The organism is Labrys wisconsinensis, assembly GCF_030814995.1.
Taxonomy (GTDB): domain Bacteria; phylum Pseudomonadota; class Alphaproteobacteria; order Rhizobiales; family Labraceae; genus Labrys; species Labrys wisconsinensis.
In genome coordinates this window covers 478,980-493,415 of sequence record NZ_JAUSVX010000003.1, presented here as the reverse complement: position 1 = coordinate 493,415, position 14,436 = coordinate 478,980, and the positions used below count along the sequence as shown (strand labels likewise).

The following is a 14,436-nucleotide window of genomic DNA, read 5'->3' as shown; positions in this document are numbered from 1 at the left end:
CGCTAGAGGATGTAGCGTCCTGGCGATCCGATGCAAGGGGCTGCCGAGAGATCGCCATGACCGCCGTTCAAACCCGCTTCCGCGTCGAGGGCATGGATTGCGCCTCCTGCGCGGCCAAGATCGACACGGCGCTGCGCCGCCTGCCCGGCATCGAGGATGTCGCGGTCTCCGTCGCGGGCGCGACCATGAGCGTGCGCCACGGCTCCGAGGCCGGGCCGGAGGCGATCGCCCGCAAGGTCGGCAGCCTCGGCTACCGCGCCACCGTCATCGGCGCTGCCGCCGCCGACCGGGGCGGCGTCGCGCACGGCCATGACGCTGGCCATCACGACCATGGTGATCATACCCATGATCACGGGGACCACGAGCATCACGACCATGACGGCCACGCGCATGACCATCACGGTCACGAGCATGCCGGCCCTGAGTTGCATAGCCATGGAGTACCGGCGGATGGGCGTTGGTGGGCCTCGTCCAAGGGGCGCCTGACGCTCGCCGCCGGCGCAGCGCTGGCGCTGGCCTGGGCGGTCGGCAAGCTCGTCCCCGCGGTCGCGCCCTGGGCCTTTCCCATCGCCATGCTGGTCGGCCTGGTGCCGATCGCCCGCCGCGCTGCGATGGCGTCGGTCAACGGCTCACCCTTCACCATCGAGAGCCTGATGACCGTCGCGGCCGTCGGCGCCGTCGTCATCGGTGCCGGCGAGGAGGCGGCGACCGTGGTCTTCCTGTTCCTGGTCGGCGAACTCCTGGAGGGCGTCGCGGCCGGCAAGGCCCGCGCCGGCATCGCCGGGCTCGCCGCCCTGGTGCCGCGCACCGCGCTGGTCGAGGCGGATGGCGTCCTGCGCGAGGTGCCGGCGCAGGATCTCGCGCCCGGCGCCGTGGTGCTGGTGCGTCCGGGCGAGCGCATTCCCGCGGACGGCGAGGTCACGGCCGGCGAGAGCGCCGTCGACGAGGCGCCGGTCACCGGCGAGAGCACGCCGGTGGGCAAGGCGCCGGGCGACCGGGTCTTCGCCGGCACGGTCAACGGCACGGCAGCGCTGCGCATTGCCGTGACGGCGGCGGCCGCCGACAACACCATCGCCCGGGTGGTGCGCCTGGTGGAGGAAGCGCAGGAGACCAAGGCGCCGACCGAGCGTTTCATCGACCGCTTCGCCCGTTTCTACACCCCCGGCGTGCTTGCCGCCGGCTTTCTGGTCGCCGTGCTACCGCCGCTGCTGGCCGGCGGCGACTGGGCCGGCTGGATCTACAAGGGCCTTGCGGTGCTGCTCATCGGCTGCCCCTGCGCCCTGGTCATCTCGACGCCGGCGGCCATCGCCTCCGGCCTCTCGGCCGGTGCGCGGCGCGGCCTGCTGATGAAGGGCGGCGTGGTGCTGGAGACGCTCGCCCGCGTCACCGACATCGCCTTCGACAAGACCGGCACGCTGACCGCGGGCCGCCCGCGCCTCACCGGGCTGGTGGCGCTCGGCCGCAGCGAGACGGATGTGCTCGTGCTCGCCGCCGCGCTCGAAGCCGGCTCCAGCCATCCCCTGGCCGAGGCGGTTCTGGCGGAGGCGGCGGCACGCAGCCTTCCCGTCCGCCCGGCGGCGGAGGCCGCGGCGGTCGGCGGCAAGGGCGTCGCCGGCCGGCTCGACGGCGTCGACCTCTTCCTCGGCTCGCCGCGGGCCGCGGCCGAGCGCCTGGGCTGGCTGGCCCCGCCGCCTGATGTGGCCGTGCCGCTGGAGCGCCTGGAGGCCGAGGGCAACACCGTGTCGGTGCTGCTCGCCGATGGCGTGCCGGCCGGGCTGATCGCCTTCGCCGACAAGGCCCGGCCCGACGCCCTGCCGGCCCTGCAGGCGCTGCGCCGCCGCGGCATGGGGCTCGTCATGCTGACCGGCGACAACAGGCGCACCGCCGAGGCGATCGGCCGGACGCTCGGCATCGAGCCCCGGGCCGAGCTCCTGCCGGAGGACAAGCTGCGGATCGTCGACGACCTGCGGCGCCAGGGCCGTGTCGTCGCCAAGGTCGGCGACGGCATCAACGACGCACCGGCCCTGGCGGCGGCCGACGTCGGCATCGCCATGGGCGGCGGCACGGACGTGGCGCTCGAGACCGCCGACGCGGCGCTGCTGCGCGGGCGCATCGGCGACGTCGACGCCATGCTCGATCTGGCGCGGCGGACCATGGCCAACATCCACCAGAACATCGCCATCGCCCTCGGCCTCAAGGCGGTGTTCCTGGTGACGACGGTGGCCGGCATCACCGGCCTGTGGCCGGCGATCCTGGCCGATACCGGCGCCACCGTGCTGGTCACCGCCAACGCCATGCGGCTGCTGCGCCTCGGCCGCGCCTGATTGCGGCGCGGCGTCAGTCCGACGAGGACCTGTCCATGCCGTCCCGCGCCGCGGAAACGGCGCGCCGGATCCAGCCTCGCCGCGCCTCGATCGCCGGCGACAGCATCCAGGGCAGCATCACCACGGACAGGAAGCCCAGCATGAACAGGGTGTCGTAGTCGCCGCCCGCCGCGGCATCCGTGTCGAGGAGGTCGACCGTCACCCAGCCGCCGACGGCGACGGCAAGGGCAATGGGCAGGCGACGCAGCGTCGCCCCGAGACCGGATGACGGCGCGGCGCGTGACGGTCCCTCGCTCAGGCTCGGCATGGCTTCCTCCGCAGCGGCCGGCGCGCATCCGGCATCCGGCGCGCCAAGGCATAGCGGCTGCGAATGAGGGCAGGATGAGGGGAGGGCGCTACTGGCCGGGGTGCGGCCCGATGGTCGGCAGCGCGTGCTCGATCGCGAAGACGTGGCTGTAGAGGTTGGCGACCCATTGCCGCCCCTCCATGGTGCGCTCCAGGATGGAGATGGCGTCGCGCACATAGGGCTCCACCCGCGACCAGAAGAACAGCGGATAGCGCTCGGCCATGTCGGCCGGCGTCTCGTAGCCGAGCTCCTCGTTCATGCCGATCTCGGAGAACTCGTGGAACAGGGCGTTGAGCTTGCGCAGATAGAGCGGGTCGCCGAGCTGGCCGATCAGGTCCGCCGCCCGCACCAGGCCGGCCTCGGTGCTGGTGGCGGCGTGGTCGTCGCCCTCGGGGATGGGAAAGCGCGTCAGCTCGATCGCTGCGGCCAGGCGGTCGGCGTCGATCACGGCATGCGCGGCGAAGCGCTCGCGGATGGCGATCTTCGAACGCTCGACGTGATAGGGCGCCAGGTAGGCGTCGGAGGAGCCGCGGGGCATGGGCAGCATGGTGCCGGCTGCGTCGATGACGCATTCGACCCGGGTGTCGGCCCGGCAGGTGCCGCGGACATAGCCGATGTCGTGGGTGAGGGCGGCCAGCGTCATGTGCAGCCAGTCCGCCGGCGTCACCTCGCGCTGCGCCCGCCAGCCGCGCAGGATGTCCTGCATCACCAGCGTCACCAGGGCGGTGTGCTCGGCATTGTGGTAGAGCGCGTCGCTGGAGGCGATGCGCTCGATCACCAGGCGGGCCGCCTCGTCGATGATCTCGGCGTAGATCGGCTGGCGTCCGCCGAAGGCCCGCCGATAGGTCGCCGAGAGCTGGCGCCCGAGCTCGTCCGCGATCAGCTCCGAGGGATTCAGCATCGATCGACCCCGAACGACGCCGCGGCCGCGGCTCCATCGCCATCATAGCGCAGGCGGGGACGTCTGGCCACGCGGCCGAACAGCGCTTCGGCGGGGTGCACGGCGTGCAGGCGGCCTCTCCGAGCTCCGTCTGAAGGCATGGGCCCGGGGAGACCGCAGACTGTCGAGGTTTCAGCGCAGTTGCGCGGACCGCAGCCGTGTGCGATCCGCGAAATCCCGCTCAGTGGCCGAACACCGGCGTCTGCTCGCGCTGGATGTCGTAGTAGTAGAGCTCGTGCGGCGTATAGTCGTAGCCGAAGCCGAAGCCACCGAAGCCACCGAAACCGCTGCGGGCGGCCGGGGCGACGTAGGAGTAGGAATAGTCGACCGGCGGTGCTGGCGCCGGGCGCACCTGCCGGGCATAGCGCGGGGCCTTGCGGTGGTGCGGCCGGTAGGTCTGGGTGTCGTCGGAGGCGACCGTCTGCACCACGCTGCCGGCGGCGGCGGGGAGGGCGGGCTGCAGCGGCATCGCCGAGGCGGGCGCCGCAGCGGCGAGCGCCGCGCTGCCGGCGAGCGCGAACATCAGGGTCTTGACGGACATGACAACCTCCATCCGGCCGCACCCGCGCGCGGGCCGCCGGAACTGATTCAACTCCAGACCGCCATATTTGATCCATCCGATCGAGCCTGTACAGCCCTGCGGCCGCATGGCGGCGGTGAGCCTGCGAGATGGGTTGAGGGAGGGTTGACGGCGAAGCGCCGGAAACGCCCCGGCTTCGCCTCGATTCGGCCCGCGGCAGCCCCATTGCCCCGCGACAACTACCCGCATTCTTGCAGCGCAACAATGCCGGCTAATCTCCTCTTCGCGAAACCGTGACCGAGAGCCTGGAACCGCAGCGGTGGAGCCGAATTAAATCTGTGAAGTTCCAGGCGAAAATGGTCCGATGCCTTTCGCTCGCCGCGATGAGGCGCGATGATCGGATCAGGGTCTTCGGAAAAGAGCAGAACCAGTGCGTACAAGAGCTTGTGAAGGGCCTCCACCGCCAGCCGATCGAAGGCACGCCAGACGGACGGAGGTCATACGTGAGCAGTCTTGCCGATACCATCGCCGCGTTGAAGGCTGTGGCGGAAACGCAGGCCGAGGCGATCGCGCAGCTCAAGGCCAATCTGGCGCCACGCCAGGGCTTTGAGGCCATTGCCCGCTTCTCGCCGCAGGAGGAGATCGTCCTGGCGACGATCCTGCGCTTCGAGATGGCGACGTTCGAGCAGATCTATCAGGGGCTCTATGCCGGCCGCTACGGCCGGGACACCCCCGACAACAGCATCGTCAAGGTGCATGTCTGCCGCATACGCCACAAGCTCTCGCCGCACGGCATCGCCATCGAGAGCTGGTACGGCCGCGGCTATCGCATGGCGCCCGAGCACAAGTCGACGCTGCGCGCCCTGATCGACCGCGCCTCGACGCCGCTGCGCGACGAAGGCACGGACTAGCGGCTCGCCGGCGCCGCACCGTTGCAGAACGGCGCGCGGCCGGGCCGACGCCCATACCTGCCTCCGCCGCGCCGCCGCGGCGGCATTCCTCTCCCGGTGCCGGCATGATCGAGATCGCGGTTCTGGACGATTATCAGGGCGCGGCCCTGGACAGCGCCGACTGGAGCGCGGTGCGCGCGCGGGCCGGGGTGACGGTGTTCCGCGACCATGTCGACGACCCCGCGGCGCTGGTGCAGCGGCTCGCCGGCTTCGACGCCGTCTGCGTGATGCGCGAGCGCACGCCGTTGCCGGCCGCCGTGCTGGAGCGCCTGCCGAGGCTGAGGTTCATCGCCTCGACCGGCACACGCAACGCTTCCCTCGATCTCGCGGCGGCGCGGGCACGCGGCATCATCGTCAGCGCCACCCGCTCCGCCGCCAACGGCGCGCCGGAGCTGACCTGGGCGCTGATCCACGCCGCCGCGCGGCACATTCCGGCCGAGGCCGCGTCGCTGCGTGCCGGGGGATGGCAGGTCGGTGTCGGCGCCGACCTCGCGGGCAGCACGCTCGCGATCATGGGCCTGGGCGCGATCGGCAGCCGTGTCGCCGCGGTCGGCCGGGCCTTCGGCATGACCGTCATCGCCTGGAGCCAGAACCTCACGGCGGAGGCCGCGGCCGCCGCCGGGGCGGTCCTGGTCGACAAGGCGACGCTGCTGCGCGAGGCGGACTGGCTGACCATCCACCTCGTGCTGTCGGAGCGCAGCCGCGGCATCGTCGGTGCCGGCGACCTCGCCCTGATGAAACCCTCCGCCTGGCTGATCAACACGTCGCGCGGGCCGCTGGTCGACGAGGCCGCCCTGGTCGACGCGCTGGAGCGGCGGGCCATCGCCGGCGCCGCCCTCGACGTCTTCGACCGGGAGCCGCTGCCGCCGGCGCACCCCTTCCGCCGGCTGGCCAACGTGCTGGCGACGCCGCATGTCGGCTTCGTCACCCGGCGGACCTACGCGCTGTTCTACGGCGAGACGGTGGAGAACCTGCTCGCCTGGCTCGACGGCGCGCCCATCCGGGTGATGTAGCGCGCCGCCGGACGCCCGCGCCCGCTCTTCCCATGTTCCGGTGACACTCCACTGAACCCGGCGCCCGCGTTGCCGCCTGCAATCGACTGCAGTGTCACCGTAACGCCGGCCGGCCAGCGGATACCTCGGCGCGAGAGCCTGCCACTCCCTTGCCAGGGCCTGTGCGGCGAGCGATGATGTTCTGCATTTGTTCTGGTGCATGGAGAGCGGAGGCCTGGAGCGGCCGCGGTCGGTCGGAGGAGGGATGGCATGCTGAGGGTCGAGGACTGCAGGCCGGGGACGCTCGTCCAGTGCATCGCCCCGGAGGAGGAGCTCTATCTCTGGGAGATCTACACCATCCGCAAGCTGCACGAGCCGGGCTATTGGACGCGCGAGCGCCGCTACGTCCACGCCCACAGCATTTCGCTGGAAGAGCTGCCCGACAATGCCAATGTGGCCGGCGAGATCGACGTGTTCCGCCTGGAGCTGTTCCGCCTCGTCCCGCGCGAGGCGGCCGAGGCGGCGCGCGCCGCCGGCCGGGCGGTGACGGCGCCGGCCTGAGCCGTGGAAGCTGCCGGTCGGGCCGGCCACGTGCGCCGGCACGAGGCGCACCGGCGGGCCGAGCAGGTTCGTGGATCGGAGCGCGGTTCCGGCGGCGGGCGATGTCGATTTCGTCCCGCACCGCGACGGCCTCGCCGCCGGCCGCTCGCGCCTCCTGGAGATGGCTGTCAAGGCGGCGCCGGGCCTTACGCCAGATCGGTTCGCGCGAAGTCGTCTCCCTTATAGATGAGGCCGGTCTTGTACTCCTTGGCGCAGGCATAGGCGAAGCAGTCGCCGAAATTGAGATCAGCGGGGTGACCGATGGTTTTGCCGTAGGTCATGGCCGCGTCGAGGGCCTTGTCGCCGATTGCCCTGGAAACCTCGATCTCCCGGGCCTCGAACTCCTTGAACAACTCGTCGACCAGCTCTCGCGCGATCGCCAGAATGTGCGGAGTCGGCTTCACGTCGGCGCCACCGGCTTTCGCGGCCGCGCGGGCAACTGCCAGGACGGCTTCGAATCGCACGACCGGCGAGACCAGGCATCCGTCCTGCATCTCCGACAGGCGCTTGACGATTTCCTGCCAGCCCGGCTCCTGATTGATGACGGCGACGATCGCGGAGGCATCGATGAACATCAGGCGTCGCCCCACATCTCGTCGGTATAGGCCTTCATGTCGAAATCGGGATTGGGAAGCCCGATCTTCGCGGCCTTCTCGTGAATCCGGGCGAGCCGGTCGCGAACCGGCAGGCTTGCCCGGGTGCGCTCCAACTCATGTCGGAGCGCGGTGCGAACGGCCTCGGTCTTGCTGCGCGCCTTGGTGAGGCGGGTCAGTTCCTCGGCCATGGTGGTCACGTCGTCATCGCGGATGAACAGCGGCACGTTGATATCTCCAAATTGCAATCAAGATATCGTGGACTGGCAATCACAACAAGAGAACACCATCGATCGAGCCGATAAGCCGAAGACGGCATGCAACGAAATCCTTGCTTGTCTTGACATGCAATGATTTTATTGCATGATGCCGTCATGGACGAGGTGTTCAAGGCGCTGGCCGACCCCAGGCGTCGCGAGTTGCTGGATCGGTTGCGCCGGGCCGACGGGCTGACGCTCGGGCAGCTCTGCACGGGTCTGGCGCTGACGCGCCAGGCCGTCAGCCGGCATCTGGCGCAGCTGGAGGCGGCGAACCTGATCGTCACGGTGTGGCGCGGCCGCGAGAAGCTGCACCACCTCAACCCGGTGCCGATCGGCGAGATCTACAGCCGCTGGATCGGCCGATACGAAACCCATCGCGTCGCGGCATTGCTCGACCTGAAAGCCGCGCTGGAGGAAAGACCCATGAGCGAGACCGGCGAGAGCTTCGCCTATTCCATCTTCATCGACGCCGCGCCGGAGCGGATCTTCCAGGCGCTCACCGATGGCGCCTTCACCCGCCAGTACTGGGCGGGCCGGCGCATCGCCTCGGACTGGACGGTCGGCTCGCCCGTGCATTTCTACATCGAGGACAGCGAGGACTTCGACATCTCCGGCACCGTCCTCGACTATGCTCCGCCGACGCGGCTTTCCTACAGTTGGCGAAAGCCGGCCGAGCCCGAGGCGGCTGCCTCGACCGTCGTCTTCGAGCTCCTGCCGTTCGGCGGCTCGGTGCAGCTCAAGATCACGCACGCGCCGCTGCCGTCGGATTCGACCGCGCGCACCGGCTGGGTCGCCATCCTCTCCAGCCTGAAGAGCCTCCTGGAGGCCGGCAAGCCGCTGGCCGCGACGGCCCTGTTCCGCAAGCCCTGCGCCTGAGCGTTCGGGGCGGCCTACGCCCGCCCCACCAGAGGCAGCCAGGCGAAGGTCAGCCAGGCGACGCCGTGGCTGAGGAGGTCGATGCCGAGCAGCAGGCCCAGCACCCAGGCGCCGCTCATCGGCCATTCCGTCAGCACGACCAGGCCGGCGAGGATGCCGAACGCACCGGACAGCAGCATCAGCCAGCCGGCGAGGCGCCAGTGCCGGACGGCGATGACGATGCGCACGATGCCGGTCGCCAGGAACACGATGCCGACCACATAGGTCAGCACCAGCGCGCCGAACAGCGGTTGGCTGACCATCATCAGGCCGAAGACGGTGTAGAGCGCGCCGAGCAGGATCTGCCAGAGGAAGCCACCCCAACCCCTGCTCCAGAAGGCGTGCACGATCTCGAACAGGCCCACCGCGATCGCCGCCCCGCCGATGACGAGCGTGCTGGCGAGCGTGGCCAGCGCCAGGTCGGCCAGGACGAAGGCACCCGCCACGACGAAGGCGAGGCCGAGCAGGATGCGCAGCCAGGTCGGCGGCACCAGGGTGGCGGGGGAGCCGGCATCGGATGCGGTCATGTCTTCCTCCTCGAACGGTGCTCCATCGATCGACGCGCGGCAGCGTTGATCGGCAGCCACCCGCCCGCGGCCGCAGGTCAGCCCGGGCGCGCTCCCGGCGGCGCGCCGTTACCGTAACAGAGCGGACGGGAAGCGCCGACCTCGGCGGAACCGGATCGTCGCAACGCGCGGCGGAGGCCTCATACCCGCCCGACCCGCCAGGACTGCGGCGGGGCGATCCCGTTGACGGCGAAATCGCCGACGATGCGCTCCTTGTAGATGCGCGGATTGTGCGAGGTGATCGTGCGGGCGTTGCGCCAGTGCCGGTCGAGGCCGGCCTCGCGCAGCACCGCCGAGGCGCCGAGCGCGTCGAACAGGACGGTGGCAGCGTCGAGAATGAGGCTGGAGACCACGCCGACGGCCTGGGCCGTTTCGATCTCCGCTACGGCGAGCGCCTGCGGCTCGGGCGAGTCGCCTTCCGTGGCGACGCGCTGCACCGCCTCGGTCACCTTGGCGACGATGGCGCCGGCGGCATAGGCGGCGCCGCGCACCCGCCCGACCACCTGCAGCACCTGCGGGTCCTGCTTCGGCAGGGCTGCGGCGCCGTGGCTGTAGGCGCGCTTGCGGCGGGCGACGGCCTCGGCGACGTCCCGCGCCGCGGCCCGGCCGATGCCGGCCAGCGTCGCCAGATGCACGATCTGGTAGAAGGGCAGGGCATAGGGGAAGATCGACGCATCCTCCCGCAGGTCCGCGTCCTGCACGATCACGCCGTCGAAGGTCGCCGTGCCGCTGGCGGTCAGGGTCTGGCCGAAGCCGTCCCAGTCGTCGACGACCGCGACGCCCGGAGCGTCGCGGCGCACCACCGCCGTGACGGCGCCCCCGTCCTCGGCCCGGGTGGTGGCGACATGCACCCAGTCGGCATAGAGCGAGCCGGTGGTGTAGAACTTGCGGCCTTCGATCAGCCAATGGCCGTCGCGGCGGTGGAGCTTGGTCTCGAAGGCGGCCTGTGCCGCCTCGCCCGCCTCGCTGCGGGCGCTGCCGGCGGTCTCGCCGCGCGCGAGGCGCGGCAGCCAGGCCTCGCGCCGGCCGGGCACCTTGGTGTGCAGCATCTCCTCGACGAAGCCGAAATGGGCCCGGAGCGCCTGGGTGAGGTTGGAATCGGCGGCCGAAAGCTCGATCAGCAGGGCAAAGAGCTCCGGCAGGCTGGCGCCGCTCCCGCCCGCCGCTTCCGGCAGGCGCAGCGCGGTGAAGCCGGCCTGCTTGAGCCAGCCGATCTCGGCATGCGGCAGGGCTCGCCGGCGCTCCCGCTCGACGGTGCCGGCGCGGATGCGCTCGAAGATCGGGCGGAAGCGCCCGGCGAGCGCTTCGTAGCGCGGGGTCGGGCCGGAGCCCCAGGCCTCATCGATCTCGGGCATGGTCGTCTCGTCGTCAGGGGAAGCGGAAGGCGGCGGCGGGGTGGCTGCCCGGCAGGCGCGGCCCGGCGCCGAACAGCTTTTCGCGGAACGTGCCGGGCGGATAGCGCGCGGGATGGCGGCCGCTCTTCTCCAGCACCGGCACGACCAGCTCGACGAAGTCGCGGAAGCCGCCGTCCATCACGGCATAGGACAGGTTGAAGCCGTCGATGCCGGTGGAGGCGATCCAGTCCTCCAATTCGTCGGCGACCGCCTCCGGCGCGCCCGTCGTCACCGGGCTGAGGCCGCCGATGCCGCACCAGGCGGCGATCTCGCGGATGGTCCAGACCCGGCCGGGATCGGCGGCGCTCATCGCCTCCACCGCCGACTGGATGGCGTTGCTCTCGACGTGCTCGAAGGGATCGTCCAGGCGATAGCGGCTGAGATCGACGCCGATCCAGCCCGACATCAGCGCCAGGGCGCCGTCCTCCGAGGCGTAGCCGGCATAGTCGGCGCGCTTGTCCTCGGCCTCCGCCGCGCTCGGGGCGGTGATGACGGTGTGCTCGGCGACGATCGGCACGCTGGCCGGGTCGCGCCCGGCTTCGGCCAGGGCGGTGCGCAGGTTGTCGACGGTCCGCCGCAGCGCCGCGCGCGAGGGCGCGCCGACGAAGATGCACTCGGCGTGGCGCGCGGCGAAGGACCGGCCTCTGCGCGAGGCGCCGGCCTGGTAGAGGACGGGCGTGCGCTGCGGCGAGGGCTCGGCGAGATGCGGCCCGGCCACCTCGAAATACCGCCCGCGATGATCGATGGGCCGGATGCGGGAGGGCTCGGCATAGAGGCCGCCGGCCTTGTCGCGCCGCACGGCGTCGTCCGCCCACGAGCCTTCCCAGAGCTTGTAGCAGACCTCGAGATATTCCTCGGCGCGATCGTAGCGCTCCTCGTGATCGAGCTGCTGCGGCCGGCCGAAATTGCGCGCGGCGCTGTCGAGCGCCGAGGTGACGATGTTCCAGCCGATGCGCCCGCCGGTGAGGTGGTCGAGGGTGGAGAAGCGGCGCGCCAGGCTGAACGGATGCTCGTAGCTCGCCGAGCAGGTCACCCCGAAGGCAAGGTCGGTCGTGGCGGCGGCCATGGCCGGCACCAGCAGCAGGGGATCGTTGATCGGCGTGTGCAGCCCGTGCCGGAAGGCCGGCGCCATCGACCCCGCATAGGCCTCGTAGGTGCCGAGCGTATCGGCCAGGAACATGGCCGAGAACCGGCCGCGCTCCAGCAGCCGCGCCAGGTCGATCCAGTGGTCGAGGCTGGTATAGGCGGTCGAACTGTCGTCGGGATGACGCCACAGGCCGGGCGACAGATGGCTCGGCGTGTTCATCACGAAGGCGTTGAGGATGATCGGCATGGACGATTTCGGGCCGCCTCGCGGCGGGCAGGGGGATCGCACCGGGGGCCGACGCGGAGAACCCGGCCGCGTCGGCGTCTGGCTCGGCCGGCTCAGGCCTGTCCGAGCTGCTTCTGCACCTCCGCCGCGTTCTTCTTGGTGGCGATGATCGCCGGCAGGAAGGTCTGGGACGGCAGGGACGTGTCCCCGGCGAGGTAGCGGGCGAGGTTGAGCACGGCGGTCCGCCCGATCAGCGCGGGCTGCTGGGCCGCGACCGCGCCGGCCGGCGCCTTGGGGTCCTTCACCAGCGCCAGAACCTCGGGCGAGCCGTCGACGCCATAGGTGAGGATCTCCGTGCGGCCGGCGGCGATCAGCGCCTGGGTGGCGCCGAGCTGGGGAATGTCCCAGGCCGACCAGACGGCCGAGATCGAGCCCTTCTCCGGATATTTGCTGAGCAGGGCCGTGATCTGAGCATAGGCGTCCTGCACTGTGTTCGGGATGATGTCGCGCAGCTCCGGCTGCAGGATCTTCACCTCCGGATAATATTTCAGGACGTTGCGCAGCTGGGTGTAGCGGATCTCGCAGACGGGGACGCCGGCAAAGCCGTTGAACACCACGAGGTTGCCCTTGCCGCCGATATCGGAGACCAGCTGCAGGGCGAGCTGGGCGCCGAGGGAGAAATTGTCCGAGGTCGCGGTGTTGATGACGTTGGTCGAGGGCAGGTCCACCGAGAACACCGGGATGCCCGCCTGGCGCAGCTTCTTCAGCCAGGGATCGACCACCGGCAGCGTGCCCAGCGTCTGGATCACCGCATCCGGCTTCTGGGTCAGCAGCGTCTGCAACTGGGTGACGATCTGCTTGTCGTTGCGCCCGCCGTCGAGGCCGATCGGCGTGCCGCCCAGCTCCTTCACCGTCTCGATCTGGGCTTGATAGGCCTTGAGGTCGAAGAAATGGTCGGTCCCGGCGACGCTGATGGCGATGGTCTTGCCCTTGAGCGAGGGCGCCGCCGGCTCGCCGGCAGGCTTCACCGCATCGTCCGCCCAGGCGGCACCGCCCAAGGCGAGTGCGCCGGCCAGGGCCGATCCCATCTTGAGGACGGAGCGGCGTGCGAGGAGGGCGGAGGAAGACGTGTCCATGGGGCTGTTCCGGCGTGTCCGATCGTGGGGAGACGCAACAGACACTCTGCGTCCTATAAAGTCAATTAAATAAGTAGATTATATACACTAAAGCCATCGCTCAAGCTCGACGATCCCCGGCCGCCGCCAGGCTTCTCTCCAAGAGGCCGTTTACGAACGGGCGTTCTGCGCATCGCGAAGACCGCCGCCGCACCGCGGCGGTGCCGTGGCCCGCATCCGCCTTGACAACCATTCCCGGGAAACTTATCAGGATGCAGGGTTGTATGACAACCCTGGAAGCGCATAAGAACAACGAGGGGGAGGGACGTGCCGATGGTCACCATCGCTGGACGACTTGCGATTCTCGTGGCGGGCCTGACGGCGCTCGCCGGTCCGGCCTTCGGGCAGGAGGACACCGTCAAGATCGGCGTCGACGCGGCTCAGACGGGTGCGTTCGTCTCGGCCGGCAACACCATCGGCGCCGGGGTGACGCTGGCGGCGAAGGAGATCAACGATGCCGGCGGCATCAAGATCGCCGGCAAGACCTACAAGATCGACCTGCAGAACCGCGACAACCGCACCGACGTCAACGTCGCCATCGCCGCGGCGCGCGAGCTCGTCGAGGATATCGGCGTCAGCGCCATCTACGGCACCGAGACCCATGACTTCTCCGTGTCGATGACCAAGATTACCGGGCCGGCCAAGGTGCTGCAGTTCACCGGCAATTCCTCGCTCGGCGCCATCCTGACCGAGGAGGCCGTGGCGCCGGGCGGGCCGCTGCACTACACCTTCCAGACCGAGCCGCCCGAGTTCCAGCGCAGCGGCTCGACCGCGCGGGGCGTGCTGAAGCTCCTCGGCAAGGAGATCGGCCAGCCGCTGAAGAAGGCCGTCGTCTTCGTCGCCGACGACGCGACGGGCCAATATCTCTCCGCCCACTATGTCAAGGCGCTCGAGGCCGAGGGCCAGCAGGTCGAGCTGATCAAGTATCCGCCCTCGACCACCGACTTCACGCCGCTCCTGACCCGGGCCAAGAGCCTCAATCCCGACACAGTGCACTTCTGGTACAACGGCGACATCACGCTGATCGCCTTCCCGCAGGCGGTGCAGCTCAACGTCGCCAAGGGCTATTTCCTGTTCGGCGTCGATCCCGGCATCTGGGCCGAGCGCAAGCTCGTCTCCACCGCGCCGGTGACGCTGAGCTGCGTGCCGATGTGCTGGGGCGCGCCGCCCTCGCCGGAGGCCAAGGCCTATTTTGACCGCTATTTCGCCGCCGGCGCCGCCAAGGGCGTGCAGTCCTCGGTCTCGCTGCTCTACTACGACTATGTCCACTGGTACGCCAAGGCGCTGGAAGAGGCCGGGACCACCGATCCCGACAAGGTCGTCGCCCAGCTCGAGGGCATGAAGTACCAGGGCGTCGTCTCCAAGGTGCCGCTCTATTTCGACAAGCGCCATCGCGTCACCTTCGCCACGGAGGTCTGCCTGGTGAAGCCGAACACGTCCGATCAGTTCGAATGCGCTGTCGAGGAGCCGCCGGCCGAGCCGCCTGCGGGTGACAATGCGGGCTGATCCCCTCCCGCCGCGCCGGCCCCGGGCCTCCTCCCCCTCGGGG

15 protein-coding genes are annotated in these 14,436 nt (G+C 70.3%); 6 read left to right on the top strand and 9 right to left on the bottom strand.

The window, feature by feature from the left end; genetic code table 11:
- Positions 1-56: 56 nt before the first annotated feature.
- Positions 57-2,324, top strand: coding sequence for a heavy metal translocating P-type ATPase (locus QO011_RS12285; protein ID WP_307272175.1), 2,268 nt, complete (start codon positions 57-59; stop codon positions 2,322-2,324).
- 13 nt (positions 2,325-2,337) lie between these two features.
- On the opposite strand, the gene QO011_RS12280 is transcribed toward QO011_RS12285, so the two are convergent.
- From QO011_RS12280 to QO011_RS12270, 3 genes are all read right to left on the bottom strand, one after another.
- On the bottom strand, positions 2,338-2,631 hold the full coding sequence (locus QO011_RS12280; protein WP_307272173.1) for a hypothetical protein: 294 nt from the start codon (positions 2,629-2,631) through the stop codon (positions 2,338-2,340).
- 88 nt (positions 2,632-2,719) lie between these two features.
- Positions 2,720-3,571: a metal-dependent phosphohydrolase gene (locus QO011_RS12275; protein ID WP_307272172.1), complete on the bottom strand. Its 852-nt coding sequence runs from the start codon at positions 3,569-3,571 to the stop codon at positions 2,720-2,722.
- A gap of 220 nt (positions 3,572-3,791) precedes the next feature.
- A complete protein-coding gene (locus QO011_RS12270; RefSeq protein ID WP_307272170.1) occupies positions 3,792-4,151 on the bottom strand; it encodes a hypothetical protein in 360 nt (119 codons plus the stop codon).
- Between the two features lie 482 nt (positions 4,152-4,633).
- On the opposite strand from QO011_RS12270, the gene QO011_RS12265 reads away from it, so the two are divergent.
- The 3 genes from QO011_RS12265 to QO011_RS12255 all read left to right on the top strand — a co-directional run bounded on the left by QO011_RS12265 (position 4,634) and on the right by QO011_RS12255 (position 6,633).
- Positions 4,634-5,041 (top strand): helix-turn-helix domain-containing protein, encoded by a 408-nt coding sequence (locus QO011_RS12265; RefSeq protein WP_307272168.1) that lies wholly within the window; start codon positions 4,634-4,636, stop codon positions 5,039-5,041.
- A gap of 104 nt (positions 5,042-5,145) precedes the next feature.
- Positions 5,146-6,093, top strand: a complete 948-nt coding sequence (locus QO011_RS12260; RefSeq protein ID WP_307272166.1) for a D-2-hydroxyacid dehydrogenase family protein — start codon at positions 5,146-5,148, stop codon at positions 6,091-6,093.
- A gap of 249 nt (positions 6,094-6,342) precedes the next feature.
- Positions 6,343-6,633: a hypothetical protein gene (locus tag QO011_RS12255; RefSeq protein WP_307272164.1), complete on the top strand. Its 291-nt coding sequence runs from the start codon at positions 6,343-6,345 to the stop codon at positions 6,631-6,633.
- A 185-nt stretch (positions 6,634-6,818) separates the two neighbouring features.
- Here QO011_RS12255 and QO011_RS12250 read toward each other — a convergent pair whose 3' ends face one another.
- Together QO011_RS12250 and QO011_RS12245 are read right to left on the bottom strand one after the other, a co-directional pair.
- A complete protein-coding gene (locus QO011_RS12250) occupies positions 6,819-7,247 on the bottom strand; it encodes a type II toxin-antitoxin system VapC family toxin (RefSeq protein WP_307272162.1) in 429 nt (142 codons plus the stop codon).
- Positions 7,247-7,492, bottom strand: coding sequence for a type II toxin-antitoxin system VapB family antitoxin (locus tag QO011_RS12245; RefSeq protein ID WP_307272161.1), 246 nt, complete (start codon positions 7,490-7,492; stop codon positions 7,247-7,249). Before QO011_RS12245 ends, QO011_RS12250 begins: the two co-directional genes overlap by 1 nt.
- 147 nt (positions 7,493-7,639) lie before the next feature.
- Here QO011_RS12245 and QO011_RS12240 point away from each other — a divergent pair, with 147 nt between their 5' ends.
- Positions 7,640-8,401, top strand: coding sequence for an ArsR/SmtB family transcription factor (locus QO011_RS12240; RefSeq protein WP_307272159.1), 762 nt, complete (start codon positions 7,640-7,642; stop codon positions 8,399-8,401).
- Between the two features lie 14 nt (positions 8,402-8,415).
- Here the strand turns inward: QO011_RS12240 and QO011_RS12235 are convergent, their stop codons facing one another.
- The 4 genes from QO011_RS12235 to QO011_RS12220 all read right to left on the bottom strand — a co-directional run bounded on the left by QO011_RS12235 (position 8,416) and on the right by QO011_RS12220 (position 12,848).
- On the bottom strand, positions 8,416-8,967 hold the full coding sequence (locus QO011_RS12235; protein WP_307272158.1) for an HdeD family acid-resistance protein: 552 nt from the start codon (positions 8,965-8,967) through the stop codon (positions 8,416-8,418).
- Positions 8,968-9,146: 179 nt separating this feature from the next.
- Positions 9,147-10,361, bottom strand: coding sequence for an acyl-CoA dehydrogenase family protein (locus tag QO011_RS12230; protein ID WP_307272157.1), 1,215 nt, complete (start codon positions 10,359-10,361; stop codon positions 9,147-9,149).
- Between the two features lie 13 nt (positions 10,362-10,374).
- Positions 10,375-11,733 (bottom strand): LLM class flavin-dependent oxidoreductase, encoded by a 1,359-nt coding sequence (locus QO011_RS12225; RefSeq protein WP_307272156.1) that lies wholly within the window; start codon positions 11,731-11,733, stop codon positions 10,375-10,377.
- 92 nt (positions 11,734-11,825) lie between these two features.
- Entirely contained in the window at positions 11,826-12,848 is a 1,023-nt protein-coding gene (locus QO011_RS12220; RefSeq protein WP_307272155.1) for a sugar ABC transporter substrate-binding protein, read from the bottom strand.
- A gap of 312 nt (positions 12,849-13,160) precedes the next feature.
- On the opposite strand from QO011_RS12220, the gene QO011_RS12215 reads away from it, so the two are divergent.
- On the top strand, positions 13,161-14,393 hold the full coding sequence (locus QO011_RS12215; protein WP_307272153.1) for an ABC transporter substrate-binding protein: 1,233 nt from the start codon (positions 13,161-13,163) through the stop codon (positions 14,391-14,393).
- The last annotated feature ends 43 nt before the right edge of the window (positions 14,394-14,436 follow it).